We start from the raw sequence: 23,834 nt of genomic DNA on the forward strand, positions 1-23,834 counted from the left end.
CCACGTGAAACAGCAAAAAATAAAAAGGGCGAAAACTCGCCCTTTTTCATTAACAACAGCGTGATATTTTTCCACCCTTTGCGTTAAATCTTGCTTCTTGTGCCTCAGCAAAAAATTGCTTTTGACATAAAACCTCTTCTTCAGGATGATGCTTTTTCATATGCTCCACATATACTTCATAACTTGGTACCCCAACGAGCAAACTAATAAAACGCTTCCTTTCCCCCCATACTTGCCACAGCTTTTTAAGCATAGTTCCTCGACTCACTTTCATCTCTAGGAATATATGGTGCCTCTTTTAACGGCATTGGCTTATTTCTTAATACTTGTATCCAAATTCGAAGTGCTGAAATTAACACAGCGATTACAACTATCATAAAAATCCCACAAAGCGCTGCATCAATATAATCATTGAAAATAATTTGCTTCATTTGAGCGACATTTTTAGCTGGCGCTAACACTTTTCCCTCATCTAATGCTCTCTGAAATACCTTTGCATGCGATAGAAATCCAATTTTAGGATTTTCATGAAATAGCTTTTGATACCCCGCCGTCATTGTTACAATCAGCAACCCGACAGTTGGAATAAGTGTTACCCAAACGTACGCCTTTTTTCCCATTTTGAACAAAATTGTCGTTCCAAGTAATAATGCAATACCTGCTAGCATTTGATTTGCAATACCGAAAAGTGGCCATAATGTATTAATTCCACCGAGCGGATCTATTACCCCTTGGTATAAGAAATATCCCCACCCTAATACACATAATGTTGTAGCGATTACATTTGCTAATGTAGAATCCGTTTTCCCAAATGGCTTATATACATGCCCTAAAATATCTTGAATCATAAATCGGCCGACACGCGTTCCGGCATCAATCGTTGTTAAAATAAATAGGGCTTCAAAGAGAATCGCAAAATGATACCAAAATGCCATCATGGCCGTTCCACCTATTACTTGTGAGAAAATATATGCCATACCTATCGCTAATGTTGGCGCACCACCTGTACGTGATAAAATCGTTTGCTCTCCAACATTTACAGCGAGATCTTTTAGTTCATTTGGTGTAATAGCAAATCCCCATGAGGAAATAACTTGAGCTGCCTGCGAGACATCTGTACCGATAAGTGCTGCGGGACTATTAATTGCAAAATACGTTCCCGGTGTTAATACACAAGCTGCAATCATCGCCATCGCTGCTACAAACGACTCCATTAACATTGCTCCATAACCGATTGGCTGTGCGTGTCCCTCTTGCTCAATCATCTTCGGCGTCGTACCTGATGAAACAAGAGCATGGAATCCAGACACTGCACCACAAGCAATAGTAATAAATAAGAATGGGAATAAGTTTCCAGAGAACACAGGACCAGTTCCATCAATAAATTTCGAAACTGCTGGCATTTGTAAATCTGGTGCTACAATTAAGATACCGATTGCTAACCCTACAATTGTTCCAACTTTTAAAAATGTACTTAAATAATCACGTGGTGCTAAAAGCATCCAAACTGGTAATGCAGATGCAATAAATCCATATACAATAAGCATAATAGCAATTGTTTCACCACTAAATGTGAACATACTTGCAAGTGTTGGATTTTCTGCTACATACTGTCCTCCAACAAGAGATAAAATAAGTAGGATAATACCGATTACTGATCCTTCTCCAACACGACCAGGCCTAATATAGCGCATATAAACTCCCATTAAAATAGCGATAGGAATCGTTGCTGCTATCGTAAACATTCCCCAAGGACTTCCGATTAGTGCCTTTACTACGACCAACGCTAATACTGCTAATAAAATAATCATAATTCCTAAAATACCTATCATTGCAATTAGTCCTGTAACAGGTCCAATCTCATCTTTAATCATTTCTCCTAACGATTTACCATTACGTCTCATTGAAGCAAATAAAATAACAAAATCTTGGACAGCCCCCGCAACAACTACCCCAACAATAATCCAAATGGTCCCTGGTAAATACCCCATTTGTGCCGCTAAAATCGGTCCTACTAAAGGTCCCGCTCCAGCAATCGCTGCAAAGTGATGTCCAAACAATACCCACTTATTTGTTGGAACATAGTCTTTCCCATCATTTAATGTATGGGCTGGTGTTTGCCGATTATCATCTAAATTAAAAACCTTTCTCGCTATAAATCTACTATAAAAGCGATAAGCAACTGCATATACACATACGGCAGCTACTAAGAGCCATACAGCATTAATGGTTTCACCTTGTGATAAAGCTATTACCCCAAAAGCACCTGCTCCTACTGCTGTAATAACGCCCCAAAGTAAGATCGATTTCAATGTCTTCACATACAATTCCCCCAATACTATTTCTTAGTGGAGATTGTACTAAATTTTCTGAATATTTAACTTGAATCCTCCCTATCATGAAGGATTTTCAGTTTATCATGTTAAAATACTCTCATTATCTACTATAATTCAATGTTATTTCGAAGGCGTTTTACATAATTACGACTGACTGGAATCGGTTGCTCATCATACCTATCTAAATACAAATTATACGTGCCATTATAATAAGGTTTCAGTTCTTTTACATATGACATATTAATTAAATAGCTTTTATGTACACGTAAAAAATCATATGCATTTAGCTTATTTTCTAATTCCTGAAGTGTATATGTTGAAATATACTGATTATTCGTTGTGTAAATTGAAACAGTTTTATTTTCTTTATTTTTACTTACATATACGATATCTTCTGGAAGAATATATCGTATGCCCTCTTGACTTTCTATCGGTAGTTTTCGCAAATAACTCTTTGCTTTCTCGCCTTGTTCTTTACCTATTTTATATAAAAGAAATTGTAAATCTTCTTCACGAAATGGTCGCAATAAATAATAAAATGCTTGGAAACGAAAAGCTGTAATAGATTCTTCTATGTTTTCACCTACAAAAATAAATTTTGTATAGCAATTTATTTCTCGTAATAAACTTGCATATTCAAAACCAGTACCATCTAGTAATTTGGAACTTAAAAAAACAAAGTCTGGTATATGTTTTTTCATCATAAATAAAGATTCTGTTCCTGTCTTTGCTTCAAAACATTCTACATTTCTCATATTTTCAGTGAAATTTTCAGCTAACTCTCTTCTCTCTTCTGCCTCTTCCATAATCAGTAAAATTTTCATTTCTTCAACCACCTAATTCTTTGTCCATATGTCCTGTTGTATACATTCGCTTTTATAAGAAATAATCCCTTTTTCTTACTATACCATTATTTATCTAAAAAAACAGAAAAAAGGAAACCCCTTCGGTTTCCTCTCCCCCTTTATCCTACATTAACTGCTTAGAAAGAGCCGAGTAGTGTAGGGTAATAAACGATCAGGCATACATTTAAAATTTCACTTTATACTAATTCTCGTTGCTTCGTTTCCTGTCCAAGTATTATTACAGCGAATACACCAATTAAAATTGATCCACAGAAAATCGTAAATATTAATGATAGTGAAGCTTCTGAGGCAACTAAATATCCCACTAATAGTGGCCCAAGGATACCACCGATACGACCAAATGCTGCTGCCATTCCTGCACCTGTACCACGAATAACCGTTGGATACTGCTCAGGTGTATAGGCGTATAATGCTCCCCAAGCCCCTAAGTTAAAGAAGGATAGTAGCATACCTGCCACAATTAATACTGTTAATGAATCCGCAACCCCAAACAAATAAGCACTGCAAGCTGTCCCAATTAAATACGTAACCAAAACAAATTTACGACCGAGACGTTCAATAAACCAAGCAGCGGTGAAATATCCTGGAAGTTGAGCTAATGTCATAATAAGTACGTATTGGAAACTTTTTATTAAACTAAATCCTTTTAGCACCATTACACTCGGTAACCAAAGGAACATTCCATAATAGGAAAAGACAACACAAAACCATAGAATCCATAGCATAATTGTTGCTTTACGATATTCCCCAGACCAAACTGATTTTATATTTTCAATAACAGATGGCCTTTTTTCAACTTTTTGGAACCTTGGGGAATCCGGTAAATTCCATCTTAAATATAAAGCATATAGTGCTGGAATTGCACTCAATACCATCGCAACTTCCCAACCATATTTAGGAATAACAAAATACGAGATAAGAGCTGCAATTAGCCATCCACCTGCCCAAAAACTTTCTAATAACACAACAATTTTCCCACGCTCATGCGCTTCAACACTCTCTGATACTAGTGTAGAGGCAACTGGAAGCTCTCCGCCAAGCCCCATACCAATTAAAAAGCGTAAAACGAGAAACATTGCAAGTGTTGTTGTTAGTGCGGTTAAACCACTACCGATAGAAAATAACAATAATGTAATAATAAAGACTGATTTCCGCCCTATTTTATCTGATAGTATCCCAAAAATAAGCGCTCCTACTGCCATACCGATTGAGTTAATACTGCCTATCCAGCCCATTTCTTGCGTACTTAATCCCCAATCCTTTTGCAAGGCTACCATTACAAATGAAAGCATTCCAACATCCATTGCATCAAATAGCCATCCAAGCCCAGCTATACCAAGTAGTTTGCGCTTCGAAATTTCTTTTACCTTGCCCACTAGAAGTCCTCCTCACACAGGTGTCTTTACACATCATTTTACATGTGTGAATTGTATAAGTAAAATACTTTTGTGTAAAAAATTCTCCTTCATCATTCCCAAAAAGTAAAACGTCTATCCCGATTGGTGAGAGCTAATAATCAGTGGGGATGCCTCACTAATTAAAGTTTCAATTTATTAAAAATGAACAAATAAAAAAAGCAGCGATATTTCGCTACTTTTTCGAACGCATTACTTCTTTTAAAAATTCCGCTAATACTAACTGACGACGCCAGCGTGTTGGATTACTGCATAATCTATAAAACCACTCTAAATGAATCGCTTGAATCCATTTTGGTGCACGTTTTACCTCTCCAGCCCATACGTCTAAACTTCCACCCACTCCAACAGCCATTTTCGTTTCTAAACGATGCTTATTGTTTTGGATAAAGTTCTCTTGTCTCGGGAAACCAAGTGCAACAAGTAATAAATCTGGTTTTGCTTCTTGAATGCGAGAAATAATATTCTCTTCGTCTTCTTGTTTAAAATAACCATCTTGTATACCGGCGATGGATACAGCTGAATATGTCTTTGTTAAATGATCTGCTGCAGCTTGTACAACATGCGGCTTTGCACCTAATAAGAAAACAGATACCGGCTTACTATCTTCTGATAACTTCGCAAGTAAATTACACATTAAATCAAAACCTGCTACACGTTCTTTTAAAGGTGTACCAAGCATCCCGCTTGCCTTTACAACCCCAATACCATCAGGTGTAATTAAATCTGTATTCAATAATGTTTGATAGAACTTTTCATCCTTTTTTGCGCACATAACAATTTCAGGGTTTGCTGTTACTACCTGAAACGTATGAGTTCGCTCCGCTTCTAGTTGTTCTTTTAAATATTGGACCGTTTCATCCATTGTCATTGTAGAAAAAGGAACGCCTAGAATATCAACTGTTTGTACTGCCATAGTTAACTATCCTCTCTATCATTACAAGTTTTTCGTTATTAATTGCTTATATGTTTCCTTTGTATCTTCATATAGTTTTTGAAGTGAGAAGTTCATAGTAGCATGCTCATAAATATGTTTACCCATTGCTGCTAACTCTCCAGTTTTCCACTTATCATACGCTTCTTCTAAAGCTAATGCTAATGCCTTTCCATCACCTGTTGGCACAATCCATCCGTAAGTTTCATCTACGATTAATGGTTCAATTTCTCCAGCCCTAGTCACAATTGATGGTACGCGTTGATTTGCCGCTTCTAATAAAACTAGTGGGAACCCTTCACTATGGGAAGTTAATAAATTTACATGTGACGACGCAAATAATTGTTTTACATCTTGACGATGTCCTAAAAACTCTACTTTATCGTTAATCCCTTTTTCAGTAGCTAATGACTTTAGATTTTCTTCTAATGGGCCATCGCCAACTAATAATACTTTAATTTTCTCTAATTTTGTTTGTTGTAACGCATCGAATAAAACTTCATGTCCTTTGACAGGATGTAATCGTGCTACTTGGATTGCCGTAAATACATCTTCATCAATATTGAACATTTCTTTTTTATTATAGCCTTCTGCTTTTTCCTTATCGTATTCAATTCCATTATAAATAACATGCATCTTTTCATTTGAAATACCTAATGCTGCCAGGCTTTTTTTCAATCTATTTGTTACAACGAAAAATAAGTCTATATTTTTTAAGGCTTTCAAATTTAATTTCGTAAAAATCCAACCTTTTAAGCCCTGTTTAGTAAAGTCTTGAAATGGATCACTATGAATAGTCGTTACCCATTTTGCCTTTATTCTCTTTTTCATTAAAGAAACATAGAAATTAGCCCTAGGGCCATGTGTATGAACTACATCAAATTTTTCTTTATTAATAAATTCACTTATATTCTTTAAAATGGATAAATCATAGCGCGATTTTTGTGAAAACACATGGACTTTTATCCCTAACTCCCTTGCTTCCTTCGCAACAATTCCATCTTCAAATACTGCTAATTCTACTTCACCAGTTGGAAACTGATCGAGAAGTGAAATAATATGTGTTTTCCCTCCCCCATCTTCTGCTCCTGCATTCATATGCAATATTCTCATATTTTTTCCTCCTTTAAATCCTCGCTACGTTTCCATCTATTTTTATTTTACTGTACTAAAAAATAAAAGCTAACAAAAGTTAGCTTTTATTTTTATCATTCAATTTCTAGGTCTACTATTAGATAAGCTAACACCACTACAAAGTAAATCCCAACTCCTGGTGCTGTTAAAATATGTCCTGCAATATAAGCAATACCTAACGCTAACAATAAGCTTGCTGAAATCATTCCATATTTTATATTGAATATGTCCTTAAATCTCGTAGCAAATGCTAGTAAAATTCTTAGCCCGTAATAAATAAATGGAATCATTAGTAATACAAAGCCAATAATCCCGAAATCATAAAACCAATCATGGAAGTCCATTTCAATTAGTTTTGGATCTGGCTGCTTTTGTTCATTGTATTTAAAGTTACCTGCATAACCCATTCCTAATAACTTTTGTGACATTGGCGCTTCTTTAAAGAACTGCTTATGTCTTTCTTCATATACTTGACGTCCACTGAAAATAAGATTTTCTTGATTTTCTTTCTTTTGCTCTTTCTCAAGCTCTTTCTTAACTTCCTCTTCTATCTTCGCCTTTTCTTCTGGCTTTTCAACTTTATGATGATTTTCTTCTTTTGCTTTAAGTTCTTGCTCTTTTTTCAGCTTCTCTTTAATTTCTTTTTCTTTTTGACCTTGCTGTGCCACATTTTGCTCTGATAAATAATTATTGTGAATACCCATATTTTGTGCTAATGGTGTTTGTTTAAACGTCCCAACTACACCAGCTAATAGGACCATAGCAATTACTGCATTAAGCGCAAGGGATTTTTTGTTCGGATTTTTTCTATCAAATAATAATTGTAGTACAATGATTCCGATTGCTGCCCCTAACGTAGCACCAATTGAGCCCATTCCAACTTTTGTACCGACTTGAATTAGCGAATAAATCATTAAAAGTGATGGAATCCAATATAAAATGTGTTTCCAGCTCTTTGTTTTTTGAATAGAATATAGTACCACAATAGGGAAAATAATAGCTAAGATTGAACCTAGTTCATTCCCTGCATAGAACCAACCTCGAGAACCAACCTTCATCCATTCATAACTACCAAAGTCAGTAGATGTTGAAATAGAAATAACCATAATTGCGTTAATGATTAATGTAGAATATACAATACTATTTCGAACCTTATCACTAATATTAACTGTCTTTTTCAATGATTTTAAAGCTAAAATGTATGATCCCAGCATGATATATATATACAATGCTTTCGCAACGAATTTAACCTCTTCACCAAGTACAATAGGATTTTTAACTAGTTTGTTATTAATAAACCCTATCCCTAAAACTCCGGCTAATAATATAAGATAAATTAAAAACTTTCTATTTTCCTTCTCTTTTGCCTGAATTAAAATGTAAATACCACCAACAGCCATAATAAGGAATCTTACTAAAATTCCAACGGTAGCATTTGACTTTAATAAAGTGATGCTAAGAGACGTTAATAAATCTAAAACAGGCTGTAAAATAATAAAAAAGAGCAAAAAATGCTCAAATCTAACCCTAGCTTGATTTGCTAACATTCCAAGACCTCCATACAAAATCTTAACATTATCTTTTAATCATAATTTTTTATCATTCAAACACACCTAGCAATTATAACATAACTCATATTCAAATCGAGAACTATTTTTCCAGCTAAAACTAGCCAGGACAAGTATTAATAAGTAATAAAAATCATCGTCCTTTAGCTATACTCCCCTATTTTTACAAAATCTATCTAACAACCATCCCCTTATTTTTGTCAGTATATACATATTTTTTTATCATTTTATACAAATATAAATATTTCACCAAATTAACAACATCAAAAAATGTAAAATTAATCTTTTCATATCTTTTTCAGATTACTTTATGGTTATTTTCCAAACATTTTCAAACGCTTTCTTTATGAATTTTATCCGTTTTTCTACATGTAGCGAAAAGTAATTGTTATTTCCAATACTTTAGTGTATATTTTTTCTCTGGAACATCTTTAAGAGGAAGGGATTAAGGCCATGTTATTAATCGATATATTTACGTTTCTTGGCATTATCGCCGCTGCCATTTCTGGTACATTAGTTGGTTTAAAAAAAGATTTAGATTTATTTGGTGTCCTTTGTTTAGCTGTAGCCACTGCGCTCGGCGGCGGTATTATTCGTGATATCATGATTGGTAACCTGCCCCCTGTCGCATTTGTAAAACCCATTTACTTTTTCGTAAGTGTATTATCAGCATTATTTACTTGTATGTTTTTTGAGCGTATCAATAAACTTCAAGTCGTTATTATGCTTTCTGATGCTGTTGGCTTAGGCGTTTTTACAGCTATTGGTGCAAATGCGGCAATGTCACATCATGTTGACGCCTCATTTCTAGTTGTTTCAATGGGAGTCATTACAGGTATTGGAGGCGGTATTTTGCGTGACATTTGTGCTCAAGATATCCCTTACGTATTCCGAAAAGAGATTTACGCAATCGCTTCTATCTTAGGAGCAATTAGCTTCCTAATTACACACGCTATGGGGGCGCACGTATTAGCTTTCTATGTTTGTTTATTAGTAACATTCGTTATTCGTGTCGTCACTGTAATATATAATGTGCATTTCCCTGTCTTCTTTAAAACACATGCTAAAATTAATAAAGGCCATTAAGAGAATTCTAGATAGAATTCTCTTAATTTATATACTATTCAACGAACTAATATAGAGTAATTATATATAAGCATATATAATTACTCTATATTAGTTTTAAAATTGAAAACGTTTTATATACAGGGGGAAGAATGATGCTTGGGGTTTTCAAAAAAAATATTAATAAAACAAATGCCAGTATAATCGAATTAAGTAAGAACCAACAAATAACTTTTAATGTACCTACTAATTCTGAATTAAAAATTCAAATGGATATGCTACATATTTCAAAAGAAGATTTACAAGTTGTAAAAGTACTACAGCCTTTTATTTATGCAGAAATTGATTGGATTACTGAAAAATTCTATGCCAACATTACAAAACAACCTAATTTAATTACTATTATTGAGCATTATAGCTCTATTCCAAAACTAAAACAAACTTTAAAAACACATATTAAAGAATTATTCAGCGGCAATATGCATGAAGATTTTATTGAACAGCGTGTTAGGATTGCCAAAAGGCATGTACAAATTGGTTTACATCGAAAATGGTATACTGCTGCTTATCAAGAATTATTCCGCTCTATCATGAAGATTTTGCAAACAAAAATAACGACAATCGATGATTTTTCATATTCTATAAATGTTATAAATAAATTATTCACTCTTGAACAAGAACTTGTTCTTGCAGCTTATGAATTTGAATATGAAAGAATGCAAAAAGAGCATGAGAAAGAAAAAGAATTAACTGCTATGACAATTACGCATATCGCAACAGAACTAGCTGCTGTATCTGAAAAAACAAGCTCTTCTATTCAAAAACTAACCGCCAAATCTGAAACTATTGTAGAGATTGCTAAAACAGGTACATCATTAGCTACAACATCTGAAGAAAAAGCGAATAAAGGGAAAGAACAATTAAACCAGCAAAACAAACGAATGGGATCTATTCAAATGAATATGGAAACGATTATTACAGATACTCATGAACTTCTCAATATTTCTAACAAAATTAATGAAATCATAGATATTGTTAAATCGATTGCGGAGCAAACAAATTTACTCGCACTAAATGCTGCTATTGAGTCGGCACGTGCTGGAGAATTTGGGAAAGGGTTTTCTGTTGTTGCTGGCGAAATCCGAAAATTATCAGAGCAAACGAAAGAATCTATATTTAACGTTACAAAGCTCGTCGAAAAAACAAATGAACAAATTACTCGTGTCTCGTCTTCTGTGAAACAAATTAGCTCTCTCGTATCGGAAGGAACAGATAGTATGTCGGCAACAGATCGATACTTCCAAGAAATCGTAAAAGATATGTCTAACTCAAAAGAACAGAATAAGAAAATTGAACACGAACTACAAGCTATTTCACAAGTAATGAAAGGAATTCAAGATGATTCCTCACAAATGGCTCTAACAGCCGATAATTTGCAACTAGAACTAAATCGATAAGATGAAATTTAGTAGTCAAGCATACTTTTCATCTGTACTAACTACTAAATTTCATCTTCCATCAAAAAAAGAATCCAGAATGGATTCTTTTTATTTTCTGAAAAATATTTTTTGACAATACACATAACTCATATAAACACCAAAGCTCTGCAAAATAAACAATGCTGGCATAATTACATTGTAATATGCCATATCTACTTGGAAGAGCTTTAACAATACGTATCCACTAATTAAAAATAAGAACAACATATATCCCTCATTTTGTTGTTTCTTAATAAGGAAGTGTAATAGAGCTATAGTCATAAACAATGTTACGGCTATATATATCAGTTTTTCATATTTGAAAAGAATAGAATTTATCCCCTCATCTGAAAACTGATTTATCATCGGTTCTAAAAGTTTAAATCTTTCTCCCTCAATCTCTTTTAACTTTTGATCAATATGCTCTGTTACACTTTGATTTTTCGATATTTTTTCTTCATGTTGCGTTTTTCCAATTAAAACAGATTGAACATACGTCTCATTCGCAATCGTATATTGTGACATTCCCATTGTCTTAATTCCATAATTCACACCAAAATGGGCACTATAAAATAGAATAAGTATCCCTATCATCTTTAGTAACACCTTTTGTTTCGTTGCTGATTGAAATACTTCGATTAATAATACATATACCGTGATAAAAATAGGAAGAAATAATCCCATTGGGAAAATCATATTACTAAATGCAAATAAAATTGCTGAAAATACCCACATATAAGGATGATCTAATCCTTTATATAAAAGTATGTAACAAGCAAAATAAAATAAAAATATTGCAAGTAACTCAGGAGTTAATACGGAACTCATGAATATATTTGGAATATACAGAGCATAAAAGATAGAAGCAATACGACCGCATTCTTCTCCAAAAACCATTGCTGCAATACGATAAATAAAAAATGCGGTTCCTGCGCAAAATAACACATTAAATAGTTGTAAAGCGAATAATGTATCACCAAATATACGAATAATTACTGACTCATATATAATAAAAGGCAAATGAGTTACAGTCTCTATATTATTACCAATTGCAATCTGCTTTGCAGACTCATACATCACTTTCAGATCACCAATTATTGGAGCGTCTACAAATAACAGCATACTAAGTCTCACAACTATAGATATACTTATAAGAAAAATAAGAAATTGTTTATCTGTAAAACGATATTGTAGAATTGATGCCACTAACAAAATGAGTATGATAAAAATTGCTAATATGATTGTTACACTTGTTGTACTTCCTCCAAAAAATTGCTTACTTGTCTCAAATGCTGCCCAACAACTATAAACAAAAAATGCGAGCATCGCACCGATTGTAATTTTATTAAAGAAAGATGAAAAATTTGTTTGTATATGATTCATATGTCCATTGCACCTCTATTTCCATTCATAACAAAACGATTCTATCATGAATGAGTACACGGCTGATAGAGAATTTCTATGACAAATACATAGTCATTACTTTTTACTTGCAATGTAAGCGAATCCTCTTTTACACTACATTTTAGATAAAATAAATTTTCTTTCAGTTACATGAATACAAATACAGAAGTTTAAATAATCCTCTTTTGGAATACACTTTACTTCATTAAATATCTAATATGAGTAATCCGCTTACACATATTATTCTGATTGAAAACAGACTATAGGGGCTGAATATATGGAAAAGAAATTCATGCGAGAATCTAAAGCAATTAAGACAACACGTGTTTTTCCTAACGATTTAAATAATCACCAAACACTTTTTGGAGGGAAATTATTAGCAGAAATTGATAGTATTGCTTCGATTGCGGCTGCAAGACATAGTCGTAAACATTGCGTAACAGCATCTATTGATTCAGTTGATTTTTTAACTCCAATTCACCAGGCTGATTCTGTTTGTTATGAAGCATTTGTATGTTATACAGGGAAATCTTCAATGGAAGTTTTCGTAAAAGTAATCGCAGAAAATTTATTAGCAGGCGAGCGTAGAATTGCTGCTACTTGCTTCATTACATTTGTAGCAATAAAAGATGGAAAACCTTCGTCGGTACCACAAGTACTACCTGAAACTGAGGAAGAACATTGGTTATACACAACCGGTTCAGAACGTGCGGAAAATAGAAAAAAAGGACGTTTAAAAAGCAAAGAAATGGCTGAGGTTTTAACTTTAAATAAACCTTGGAATATTTAATACAATACTCTTCCATATACATGCACAGATTTTTTCTTCCTTGCATGTATTTTTTTATACAAAATATCACCTCTTACCATTTTATTCTCAATCTGTTCTCCTAAATCATGCACCAGCTTTTCCTTTATTTTGTTATACTGTTAATGGTATATTAAATAAAGTTCGTTTAAAAATAACCATAATATGATTAAGTATATAAGGGATGGTGCGGTAATGACTATTGAAGTACCAATTTCAATACCAAAAACGTTAATTATTATTCCAGCGTATAACGAGGAAGAAGCAATTGCAGATACATTAACAAGATTATTAAAACTAAAACAGCATTTTACAGGATTAAGCATTTGTGTTATTAATGATGGATCACACGATAAAACAGCTCAAATCGTACAAGATTTTCCTGTTCACCTTGTGAATTTACCATATAACCTAGGTATTGGCTCAGCTGTACAAACTGGATATAAATACGCATATGAGAACGGATATGATATTGCGATTCAGTTCGATGCTGATGGACAACATAATCCAGATGATTTATATAAAATTATAAAGCCAATCGCTGAAGATGAATGCGATATGGTGCTAGGGTCACGTTTTACAGAAAAAACAGCATATAAAGGTAGTATTTCCAGAAGGATCGGTATTTTTTATTTTACTGCCCTATTGAAAGTACTAACAAAACAAACATTTATGGATCCAACTTCTGGATATCGTGCTATCAATCGAGAAGTAATTAAAATTTTTGCACACAACTATCCAAAAGATTATCCAGAACCAGAAGTTCTTATTCATTTAAAAAAGAAAAAACTTCGCATTAATGAAATATCTGTAAATATGCAAGAGCGACAAGGTGGACAATCTTCTATCACACCTTTTAAATCTGCATATTACATGATTAAAGTAAGTCTTGCTATATTGATGCAAAAAATCGTGAAAGGTTGATAATAAATGCCTATAATTACCTTTTCATTCATCTTTATTTTATTATTATTATTATTAATTATTAATTCCATTCGCCGTGGAACTTTAGAAACGAAATATGCTGTTTTATGGATTTTTGTTTGTATTGCAATGGCTATTTTAAGTTCTACCGATAAAATTATAAACTGGATTGGAAAACTATTAAAAGTAGAATATCCCCCTTCCATTTTATTCTTATTTGGACTATTATTCTGTTTCATCTTAATTTTTGACCTAACAAGAAAAATTTCTAAACAACATCATCAACTTGTAACATTAACGCAAGATTATGCGTTACTAAAGCAAAAATTAAATGCAACTGAGCCAGACAAAGACTAACCTAATATTTCATAGCTAATATAAAAAACCTCTTAATTTATTGCAAAAATTAAGAGGTTTTTTATTCTTAATAATAATTTATTCGCCTTCACAATCGTTAAGATAGATACATCCTACTTAACTAATAAGTTAAAATGACATGAATAAGAAGTTATATGCAATAGACATGATAAAGCTGTTTGAAATACGAGAATTAACCATAAGAATCTAACTTCCCGCCACCTTTTTAATAGAAAGTTGATTTACAAAGTTTATATGCGTTAAACTTATACAGATGTTCTTGTAATCTTCTTCCTTTCAAAAGGCTTGTATATATGATGCAAGACATAAAAAACTTGAGGAGATAAAAATTCTATGATGGAACAAAAGCAACTTGTTTCCGTTGTCATACCCCTGTATAACACGGAAAAATATATTGAAGAAACGATGCAGTCAATACTAGATCAAACATATAAAAATATCGAAATTGTAATTGTAGATGATGGAAGTAAAGATCAATCACCTTCTATTGTGAAAAACCTTGCTGAAAAATATCCAGGGCAAGTTAAATACGTTCATCAAAAAAACCAAGGTGTTTCAGTAGCTCGTAATACGGGTATTGAAAATGCTAGTGGAGAATATGTCGCTTTTCTTGATAGCGATGACTTATGGCATCCAACTAAAATTGAGAAGCAAGTCGAAAGTATGCATAAAAACAACATGGACGCTTGCTATTGTGGTTATATGAATTTCTACGAAGAAACAGGCGAGAAGGTTGAACATACAACAAACTTTATTAAAGGTGATATGGCAAAAGCATTCCTAACGCATCAAGTTGTTGCTCAAACAAGTACTTGGATTTTCAAACGATCCATCGTAATGGATCATAACATTCGTTTTACACCAGAATGTAGTTGGGGCGAAGATTTAGAGTTTTTATTTAAACTTATGAGTGTGACAAATGTATGTTATGTCCATGAATACTTAACTTATTATAGAATCTTATCAGAAGGAAATCTTTCTTCTAAGTATAAAGATTATGAATTAAAAACGACAAAAGAGCTGGAAGTATTCAATCGTATGAAGGAATGGGTACATAATAAATCTCAAGATTTCATTACAAAAGATTCTCAGTTACTTATTGAAATTCTTGAGACTTATTTATTCCCTTATACAGTCATCAATAACGCTTGTATATATATTAAAGAAAACTCTCAATTAGATAAATCACAAGTTCAATTAATCAAAAAAGATATAAAGAAATATTGCCGTAAAATCTATTCAAAGAATGGAAAACGTAGTAAAAAACTATATGCAATGCTTTGGTTTGTACGAATTAAATTTCTGTTTTCTTAAACTGAAAATATAACGATACTCTCTCTTTCTGTGAACAAATCAAATTTACAAATAGGACAAGCTAACCGGGTCCTAAAGAATAGAAAGGTCTTTTCTCATGAAAACAAATAAAATTCTAAAAAACGCATCCTACCTGTTTGTAGGAAACATTACTGTCCGTTTTGTACTGGCTATTGCAACAATTTTCTTTGCAAGGTATGTTTCTCCAAGTGATTACGGTATGTTTACAACTGCGTTAGCAGTTTCAGCTGTTATTTGTTACTTTACAGATGCAGGTTTAACACATACGTTTATGCGTGAAGGAACGAGAAGCGATGCTAATATTAGCGTGCTAATAAGTAGTTACTTACGTATTCGTTTAATATTAGCTATCGTAATTTCTGTACTTTTCGCTATTTTTGCCCAGTTCTTCTATCCCGATGCTTACTTACGCGCGATGGTATATTGGGTTGTTCTACCAACAATGTTCGGAGCAACCTTACAAGGTGTTGGAATGGCTTACTTCCAAGTAACAGAACGCATGCAATTTACAGCTATTATTTCTGTACTACAAGGTGTAACTGCTGCTGCTGCCCTATTACTAGGGATGTCTTTCCAATGGTCACTTATGATGGTTGCTGCCATGTACGGGGTATCTAGTCTTGTAACAGGTGTTATCGCCTTTATAATGACAATACGTTATACGAAGGTCCATAAGGGTTGGGATAAAGGCATTTTAGATCAACTACTTATTTTTACAATCAATGGCATCATCATTATGCTCTTACCACAATTGGGCCCTATTATATTAGAAAAGGTTTCAACGTATAATCAAGTTGGATTCTTTGGTGCTGCATCTAAAATACCTGCTGTACTATATCAAATACCTGGGGTAATTGCAGCGGCCTTTTATCCAAGGCTTTTTGCTTTTGGTAATGAGAAAAATATTGAAGAACATAGAAAATTATCAAGTTTTGAATTAAAACTTATGTCTTTTTTAGGAATGGGAATTTCTATCCCCTTTATTGCGGATCCAAGTTTCTGGATTGTTAGTTTATTAGGAGAAGAATACGCTCCCGCCGGTGACGCTCTTGCTATTCTAGCGTTTATGGTTATTTTACAATCAATTAACTATCCACTAGCCGATAATTTAACAACGATTGGCCAGCAATGGAAACGTGCAACAACAATGACTATTGGATTAGTTGTTGCCATCATAGGTTATATTGTATTAGGTAGTAAATATGGAATGATGGGAGCAGCTGCCGCAGCTATCTTTACCGAAATTACACTATTAATCGGATTTACCCTCTTTATTCGTAAAGGCATGCAATTATTAGTTAAAGGAGTTATATTTAATTCCTTAGCCTTTATTATTAGTTACGGTATATACCGAATTGCATTAATCAACTTACCGCCACTAATTGCTTTAACTCTTACTGGTATACTATACGGTATAATTGGAATTGGAATTGATCCTCAAATACGTGGATTTGTTTTAGGGTTTATAAAACAAAAGCTCATTCGCAAACATGCTTAAAAGCAAAAAGTTTTTCCTATTTAAAAATGGAAAAGCTTTTTGCTTTTTTTATATACCATCATTTTTCTTCAGTAAAAAAATGCTATATATTCCAGCTCAAATTGACTTACTTTCTGAAAATGCCTTATACTAATTTACATGTAAACTATGAACTTCAACGCTTGTAAAAATATATATGCTTCAACAAAAATATATATTTTCTCATGTTAAAACTAAAGAACACACCTTTAAAAATTGGTGTGTTTTTATATGCTACCTAAAAACTAGTTGTTACATGTAACGACTTTCAAAGGAGGATTATCAATTTTTATGAGCATAAAGCCGAATAATAAATTCTTTTCCAAGAAAACAATGATAATTATGCCAATATTATTATTGTGCGCTTTTGCTTTTCATTATTTCTTTTTAACATCTAATCAAGCCTTTTCTGGTACAGGGGATGCGTTACGTCAATTTGGCTTTTTTACGTTTCTTCTACAACATGCCTTTAAAGATGGCAACCTTTTTTGGTCTTTTGATTATGGATTAGGTGGAGATTTATTTGGAGAGTTTAGTTATTATTACAGCACATCACCGTTTTTCTGGATTACACTGTTACTACCTAAACTAAGTCTTGAGCAAGTATATGACGTGAAATTATACATGAGTATTTTAAAAAACTTTTTAGCTATGGCATTCATGTATGGTTCTTTACGTTACCATAATAAAACAGCATTCTCATCTTTTGTTGCTGCTATTATATATGGTGGCTGTATTACTTTCATCCGCCACTCTTTACTATGGGATTTCATGGCTGATGCCATTGTATTTTTACCATTAGTAATATGGGGACTTGATAAATATATTATTGAAAAGAAGCACGGCCTTTTCCTAATCGCTGCTACTTTAATGTTAGCATCAAACTTTTATTTTGCTTTTATCACAAGTATTTTCATATTTATTTATGCATTATTCCAATACTTTGCGACACAACAAAATAAAACGATTGTCTCTTTTCTAACTTATTATATTAGAATCGGTTTATTGTACGGATTATCACTCGGTTTAGCCGCCGTTTGCTTCCTCCCATCAGTTAATGCCGTATTTAGCGCTGATCGACTATCAAAAAAGTTTGAGATACCATTATTATTTGAAGATAAATTTTATAAAGATTTAATGGAAAATATTTTCTTCATGTATAATGCTGAAAATCATCAATTAGCTTTACCAGCTTTAATTTTATTCTTAATCGTATTTGGAATGTTTATACGTGATAAACTCGTTAAGAATAAAGTATTCTTTACGTTATTCATGTTCATTCTGTTTATGCTTCCATATACATATTCTATGTTTAATGGTTTTTCAGCAATGCAATCTAGATGGTTTTATTTATTTGTATTTGTAATTGCCCAAACAATTGCATACATTCTAGATTGGATGATTATTCATAAGAAAGACTACAAATTACCTTATTTAATAAGTTTATTAGTGTCTATTGGATTATTCATTTATGCATTTTATAGAAAGGCAAATATAAATGTAACTGATAAACCTTTACAAGACGTTGATAACATTTTACTCGGAACTGTCGTTCTTTCTGTTATTACAGTATGTTTATGGCGTTATATTTCTAAACCTTTCATACAATTTTTAGTTGTATTGAACGTACTCGTTAGCACAATTTCTATGAATTATATGTATGCGAATAATATACTTAGCACAGTTTACGGACAGAGCCAGATTTCAACTGAAAAGTTACACGAACCAGGCTATGATAATCAAGAAGAAATTGCTGCAATTCGCTACATACAAGAAAATGATAAAGACTTTTATCGTATTCTTAATCCATATAGCGAATATAACACACCAATGCTACAAGGATATCATGGCGTAAGTACGTATCAAAGCTTGGTTAATTATTATGTCCATGACTTTATGAAAAATAAATATGGCGTATTCCAAATGTACGATACACCTTCAATGTTTTATCAAGCTGATAGTCGACTACTACTCGAAAATATGCTAGGTATAAAATATCGCGTATTAAGTGCTGATACAGATTCAAAGAATGTACCTTATGGATATAAACTATTACAGCAAGTAGGACCATATAATATTTACAAAAATGACTATGCTTTACCGTTAGGATATGTATATGATTCGGCTATAAGTGAAGAAGAATTTTCTAAATTAAACTTTGCTCAGCGTGATCAATTATTATTACATGCTGTTGTCGTTAATAATACAAAAGAATTTTCATTAAACCATTTTAATAAACAAGACCTTAAATCAAAGGCAGTATCTATTAAAACGGAAAAAGCAAAATTCGAAAACATGGAAAAACAAGAAAATAAACTAATTGTTCATGGCTTTGGAAATATGATTGTACCTATCAATTATCCTGATACACCTGGTGATCTACTGATAGAATTAAAATTAAAAAATGCAGGCACATTCAATGCAACTGTTAATGGAAAAACGATAGGAAAAGGGGACGATGCTGGTGCATACTCTTATCCGTTAGAAAGGTTTGTTTACAATTTGGGCAATGAGCGTCCAGAAAACCTAACTATCTCTATTGATATGGCAGGTGAGTATGAATTAGGTGACTTGCAAGCAAATATTGTAAACTATGAAAGTATACAAAAAGAAACAAAAAAACTAACTGAAAATAGGCTTGAAAATATTTATTATAAGAACAATTATTTAAAAGGGGATATCAAATCAAATAAAGACGGGCTCTTATATCTATCTGTCCCATATAGTAAAGGCTGGACTATAAAAATTGATGGGAAAGAAACAGAATTTACGAAAGCGAATTCTGCCTTTATCGGTGTTCCAATTACAAAAGGTTCACATGTAATCGAAATGACTTACGTTACACCTTACTTCAAATTAGGTATGACTATATCAATCATCTCACTAATTATCTGTATAGCTTTACTAATTTTCAAAAATCCAAAAGCACGACGAAAATTTTCTTTTAAAAAGCAATAATGAGCACTTAATGAATCATGAAGCTATCTATTTAGATAGCTTCCTAAAATAATATCTAAATATTATTTTAATCCACTACAAACAAGGAGTGTCAAACATGACCCTTTCAATAGTTGTACCATGCTACAATGAAGAAAAGGTGCTTCGAGCCTTTTATTCAGAGACTTCCCTTGAAATTCATAAATTAACTACCGATTATGAATTTGTTTTTGTTAATGATGGTAGTAAAGATGATACTTTAAATATTTTACGTGATTTAGCTAGTGCAGATTCATCGGTACACTACATATCATTTAGTCGAAACTTCGGAAAAGAAGCTGCAATGTTAGCTGGTTTAAAATATGCTACAGGCGATGCAATTGTTATTATGGATGCTGACTTACAACACCCTCCTACGTTAATAAAAGAACTGTTAGAAGGATATAACGACGGCTACGACCAAGTCATTGCAAAAAGAACAAGAACTGGTGATTCACCCGTTCGCTCTTTCGTCTCTCGTCTTTACTATAAAGTGATGAATAAATTTGTAGATATTGAATTAGTAGACGGTATTGGTGACTTTAGACTTTTAAGTCGAAGAGCAGTAGATTCTTTATTATCTTTAAGTGAATACAACCGATTTTCAAAGGGCTTATTTTCTTGGATCGGTTATAACGAATTAATCATTGAATATGAAAATGTATTACGTTCTGATGGAGAAAGTAAATGGACCTTCTCGAAATTATTAAATTATGGAATTGATGGTGTAATTTCATTCAATAATAAACCGTTACGTCTATCTATATATCTTGGATTACTAACAACCATTTTAGGACTTTTATACGTAATCACTACGTTCGTTCAAATCATCCTCGGTGGTGTGGAAGTTCCTGGTTACTTTACTCTCATTTCCGCTATACTATTTATTGGCGGTATTCAACTCATATTCCTAGGTGTTATTGGTGAATATATCGGTCGTATTTATTATGAAACAAAACGTAGACCGCATTTTATTGTAGCTGAAAAGAAAGTTAGTGAAGTTAAACAAAAGGCATAACCAAAAAGTTACTTCTGTAGGAGAAGTAACTTTTTTATATACTAACATTTACAAACACTTCTTTTGAAAAAATATACATTTTGAAATGATAGCATTATATGAAAGAATTTAGTATCATGATTCAAGGTACTATTTCAAGTTGGACGGAGGATACTATGAGCTTATTAACAGTTGAAAAATTAGGACATACATTTGGCGATCGTACATTATTTAAAGATGTATCTATGCGATTATTAGCAGGTGAGCACGTTGGATTAGTTGGTGCAAACGGTGTTGGTAAATCAACATTCATGAATATCATTACTGGTCAGCTTATTCATGACCAAGGTCGCGTAGAATGGACACCGGGCACACATTACGGCTACTTAGATCAGCATACTGTTTTAACACCTGGGCGTACAATCCGTGACGTACTAGCGGATGCATTTTTACCGTTATTCGAAAAGGAAAAAGCTTTAAATGAAGTTACAGAAAAAATGGGAACTGCTACACCAGAAGAACTAGAAGAACTTCTTGAGCAAATGGCAGAAATACAAGATGCACTTGAAGCAGGTGGTTTCTACTTACTAGATATGAAAATTGAAGAGGCTGCACGTGGTCTTGGAATTGATGCAATTGGTTTAGATCGTGATGTTTCAGCACTAAGTGGTGGACAACGTACAAAGGTATTGCTTGCAAAGCTATTACTTGAACAGCCAGAAGTGTTATTGCTTGATGAACCTACTAACTATTTAGACGTTGAACATATTCATTGGTTAACAAATTATTTGAAAGAATATCCACATGCATTCTTATTAATTTCTCATGATACGGAATTTATGAACAAATGTGTTGATGTTATTTTCCATCTAGAATTCACAAAAATGACACGCTATACAGCGACATATGAAAAATTCCTAGAACTAGCAGAAATCAATAAAAATCAACATATAAACGCTTATGAAAAACAGCGCGAGTTTATCAAAAAGCAAGAAGACTTCATTGCAAAGAACAAAGCTCGTTATTCAACGACAGGTCGTGCAAAGAGTCGTCAAAAACAACTTGATCGCATGGAGCTTATTGATCGCCCAGAAACAGCGATTAAACCTGAATTCTCATTTAAAGAAAGTCGCGCAAGTAGTCGCTTCGTCTTTGAAGGTGAAAATGTAGAAATCGGATATACGCATCCTCTACTACCAAAGCTATCAATGACGATTGAACGTGGTGAAAAAATTGCTATTGTTGGATGTAACGGTGTTGGTAAATCAACGTTGCTAAAAACAATCTTAGGTAAAATTAAACCTTTAAGCGGTAAAACAAGTCTTGGTGACTTCTTAGAGCCTGCATACTTTGAACAAGAAGTTAAAGCTGATAATATAACACCAATTGATGATGTATGGAATACATTCCCTGGCCTAGACCAGCATCAAATTCGTGCGATGTTAGCAAAATGCGGATTAAAAAATGAACATATTTCTCGCCCATTAAGTCAATTAAGTGGTGGAGAACAAGCAAAAGTTCGTTTATGTAAGCTAATGGGTGAGGAAAGTAACTGGCTATTATTTGATGAGCCGACAAACCATCTTGATGTTACAGCAAAAGCGGAACTTAAGAAGGCTATGAAAGCATATAAAGGAACAATTCTCCTTGTATGTCACGAACCGGACTTCTATGAAGATTGGATCACAAAAGTTTGGGATGTTGAAGAATGGTCTCAAAATAGTAAGTAGTCTTTAAGAAAAAACTCCTTGTGTAGACAAGGAGTTTTTTACTTATTTTTATTAAGAATTTTTTATATTGTAGTATCCTATAAGGCGTAATCGAAATTCTTTTAATTCCGGATACGCCTCTAAATTTGCTAACATACCTCTAATTACCGGAATTCTTGGATTAAGCAATCGTATTTCCGCCTCTAAAACATCTAATGTAACCAACAGCTCATCATCCTCTAATTGATCAGCTAAAGTGCGCTTAAATACAATAATCTCTTTTAAAAAATGTTCTTTAACTTGTTCCTTAATAAGCTCTGATTTACAAAGGAATTCTCCAAGCTTTTCTTCATGTAAAATAGGTTCTTCCGAAGATTCTACTAAGCCATCTACTAAATTATCTACTCTTTTTAAAATAAAAGCAGCTACATACGATAAATCAATTTCTGGTGCTTGTAAAATAATTAATTCTAAATACCCACGGCATATGCCTTCTACCATAATTACTAAATCCAATAAATATGGCATAACCTTTTCACCATAAATGGACAATAAACTATTCCGATAAAATGCATGAGACTCTAACTTCATCCGCATCATAAATTCTTCTACTTCTTTATTAAACGGAATCGCATTTTCTCTCGCATGCATAATAATAAATTCTTTATGCTTTTGTATATCATTAAACTGACAATGTAATTGTTTTGCAAATTTTTCACGTGGTAATAAAGACTCTTGTTCAATATCCAGCATTTTCTTTTGGATTTTGTCATAATAATATCGAAGTGTCGCTAATAAAAGCTCATCTTTCGATTTAAAATATAAGTAAAAAGCTCCCTTAGATATACCACTAGCTGTCACAATTTCCTGCACTGATGTCGCATTTACACCCTTAGTAGCAAATAACTTCATAGCCGATTCTATAATTAAACGCTCTTTTTCTTTCATATCTTCTCTCCTAAATTTAATCTCGCATCTTATTATAAATGTA

General features: G+C 33.0%; 19 protein-coding genes and 1 pseudogene. 11 read left to right on the forward strand and 9 right to left on the reverse strand.

Features of this window, described 5'->3' with window-relative positions; genetic code table 11:
• Positions 1 to 49: 49 nt before the first annotated feature.
• The 7 genes from ACTFSL_RS25210 to ACTFSL_RS25240 form a co-directional block, all read right to left on the reverse strand.
• Entirely contained in the window at positions 50 to 253 is a 204-nt protein-coding gene (locus ACTFSL_RS25210; protein ID WP_000914503.1) for a YbdD/YjiX family protein, read from the reverse strand.
• The gene (gene cstA / locus ACTFSL_RS25215; RefSeq protein WP_000854314.1) at positions 246 to 2,321 is read right to left on the reverse strand and encodes a carbon starvation protein CstA; all 2,076 of its coding nucleotides are present in this window, start codon (positions 2,319 to 2,321) and stop codon (positions 246 to 248) included. Before cstA ends, ACTFSL_RS25210 begins: the two co-directional genes overlap by 8 nt.
• A gap of 122 nt (positions 2,322 to 2,443) precedes the next feature.
• Positions 2,444 to 3,160 (reverse strand): LytR/AlgR family response regulator transcription factor, encoded by a 717-nt coding sequence (locus ACTFSL_RS25220; RefSeq protein WP_000698256.1) that lies wholly within the window; start codon positions 3,158 to 3,160, stop codon positions 2,444 to 2,446.
• A 218-nt stretch (positions 3,161 to 3,378) separates the two neighbouring features.
• Positions 3,379 to 4,578, reverse strand: a complete 1,200-nt coding sequence (locus ACTFSL_RS25225) for an MFS transporter (RefSeq protein WP_000521075.1) — start codon at positions 4,576 to 4,578, stop codon at positions 3,379 to 3,381.
• Between the two features lie 214 nt (positions 4,579 to 4,792).
• Positions 4,793 to 5,533 (reverse strand): WecB/TagA/CpsF family glycosyltransferase, encoded by a 741-nt coding sequence (locus tag ACTFSL_RS25230; protein WP_000290748.1) that lies wholly within the window; start codon positions 5,531 to 5,533, stop codon positions 4,793 to 4,795.
• A 21-nt stretch (positions 5,534 to 5,554) separates the two neighbouring features.
• Positions 5,555 to 6,664 carry a glycosyltransferase family 4 protein gene (locus ACTFSL_RS25235; protein WP_440042587.1) on the reverse strand — a complete coding sequence of 370 codons (1,110 nt, stop codon included), beginning with the start codon at positions 6,662 to 6,664 and terminating at the stop codon, positions 5,555 to 5,557.
• 95 nt (positions 6,665 to 6,759) lie between these two features.
• Complete coding sequence (locus ACTFSL_RS25240; RefSeq protein WP_000880755.1) at positions 6,760 to 8,232, reverse strand: O-antigen ligase family protein; 1,473 nt, start codon at positions 8,230 to 8,232, stop codon at positions 6,760 to 6,762.
• Positions 8,233 to 8,706: 474 nt separating this feature from the next.
• On the opposite strand from ACTFSL_RS25240, the gene ACTFSL_RS25245 reads away from it, so the two are divergent.
• The 3 genes and pseudogenes from ACTFSL_RS25245 to ACTFSL_RS25255 all read left to right on the forward strand — a co-directional run bounded on the left by ACTFSL_RS25245 (position 8,707) and on the right by ACTFSL_RS25255 (position 10,775).
• Positions 8,707 to 9,339 carry a trimeric intracellular cation channel family protein gene (locus ACTFSL_RS25245; RefSeq protein ID WP_000924371.1) on the forward strand — a complete coding sequence of 211 codons (633 nt, stop codon included), beginning with the start codon at positions 8,707 to 8,709 and terminating at the stop codon, positions 9,337 to 9,339.
• Between the two features lie 134 nt (positions 9,340 to 9,473).
• A pseudogene (locus tag ACTFSL_RS25250) lies at positions 9,474 to 10,019 on the forward strand (protoglobin family protein); the annotation flags it as partial.
• Positions 10,020 to 10,073: 54 nt separating this feature from the next.
• Positions 10,074 to 10,775 (forward strand): methyl-accepting chemotaxis protein, encoded by a 702-nt coding sequence (locus ACTFSL_RS25255; RefSeq protein WP_370658441.1) that lies wholly within the window; start codon positions 10,074 to 10,076, stop codon positions 10,773 to 10,775.
• Positions 10,776 to 10,865: 90 nt separating this feature from the next.
• Here ACTFSL_RS25255 and ACTFSL_RS25260 read toward each other — a convergent pair whose 3' ends face one another.
• Entirely contained in the window at positions 10,866 to 12,179 is a 1,314-nt protein-coding gene (locus ACTFSL_RS25260) for an ArnT family glycosyltransferase (protein WP_440042589.1), read from the reverse strand.
• A 298-nt stretch (positions 12,180 to 12,477) separates the two neighbouring features.
• On the opposite strand from ACTFSL_RS25260, the gene ACTFSL_RS25265 reads away from it, so the two are divergent.
• The 8 genes from ACTFSL_RS25265 to ACTFSL_RS25300 all read left to right on the forward strand — a co-directional run bounded on the left by ACTFSL_RS25265 (position 12,478) and on the right by ACTFSL_RS25300 (position 22,864).
• Positions 12,478 to 12,990 carry an acyl-CoA thioesterase gene (locus ACTFSL_RS25265; protein ID WP_000412123.1) on the forward strand — a complete coding sequence of 171 codons (513 nt, stop codon included), beginning with the start codon at positions 12,478 to 12,480 and terminating at the stop codon, positions 12,988 to 12,990.
• Positions 12,991 to 13,203: 213 nt separating this feature from the next.
• The gene (locus ACTFSL_RS25270) at positions 13,204 to 13,932 is read left to right on the forward strand and encodes a glycosyltransferase family 2 protein (protein ID WP_000151539.1); all 729 of its coding nucleotides are present in this window, start codon (positions 13,204 to 13,206) and stop codon (positions 13,930 to 13,932) included.
• Positions 13,933 to 13,938: 6 nt separating this feature from the next.
• On the forward strand, positions 13,939 to 14,289 hold the full coding sequence (locus ACTFSL_RS25275) for a DUF2304 domain-containing protein (RefSeq protein ID WP_001121774.1): 351 nt from the start codon (positions 13,939 to 13,941) through the stop codon (positions 14,287 to 14,289).
• 354 nt (positions 14,290 to 14,643) lie between these two features.
• Positions 14,644 to 15,624 carry a glycosyltransferase family 2 protein gene (locus ACTFSL_RS25280; protein ID WP_000970530.1) on the forward strand — a complete coding sequence of 327 codons (981 nt, stop codon included), beginning with the start codon at positions 14,644 to 14,646 and terminating at the stop codon, positions 15,622 to 15,624.
• Between the two features lie 97 nt (positions 15,625 to 15,721).
• On the forward strand, positions 15,722 to 17,143 hold the full coding sequence (locus ACTFSL_RS25285) for an oligosaccharide flippase family protein (protein WP_440042591.1): 1,422 nt from the start codon (positions 15,722 to 15,724) through the stop codon (positions 17,141 to 17,143).
• 309 nt (positions 17,144 to 17,452) lie between these two features.
• A complete protein-coding gene (locus ACTFSL_RS25290; protein WP_119684162.1) occupies positions 17,453 to 20,119 on the forward strand; it encodes a YfhO family protein in 2,667 nt (888 codons plus the stop codon).
• 97 nt (positions 20,120 to 20,216) lie between these two features.
• Positions 20,217 to 21,155 (forward strand): glycosyltransferase family 2 protein, encoded by a 939-nt coding sequence (locus tag ACTFSL_RS25295; RefSeq protein ID WP_000175825.1) that lies wholly within the window; start codon positions 20,217 to 20,219, stop codon positions 21,153 to 21,155.
• A gap of 155 nt (positions 21,156 to 21,310) precedes the next feature.
• On the forward strand, positions 21,311 to 22,864 hold the full coding sequence (locus ACTFSL_RS25300) for an ABC-F family ATP-binding cassette domain-containing protein (protein WP_000055410.1): 1,554 nt from the start codon (positions 21,311 to 21,313) through the stop codon (positions 22,862 to 22,864).
• Positions 22,865 to 22,915: 51 nt separating this feature from the next.
• Here ACTFSL_RS25300 and ACTFSL_RS25305 read toward each other — a convergent pair whose 3' ends face one another.
• Positions 22,916 to 23,791, reverse strand: coding sequence for a TetR/AcrR family transcriptional regulator (locus tag ACTFSL_RS25305; protein WP_000659648.1), 876 nt, complete (start codon positions 23,789 to 23,791; stop codon positions 22,916 to 22,918).
• Between the last annotated feature and the right edge of the window lie 43 nt (positions 23,792 to 23,834).

Origin of the sequence: Bacillus cereus group sp. MYBK108-1 (genome assembly GCF_051917185.1) — a bacterium.
Classification (GTDB): Bacteria; Bacillota; Bacilli; order Bacillales; family Bacillaceae_G; genus Bacillus_A; species Bacillus_A cereus.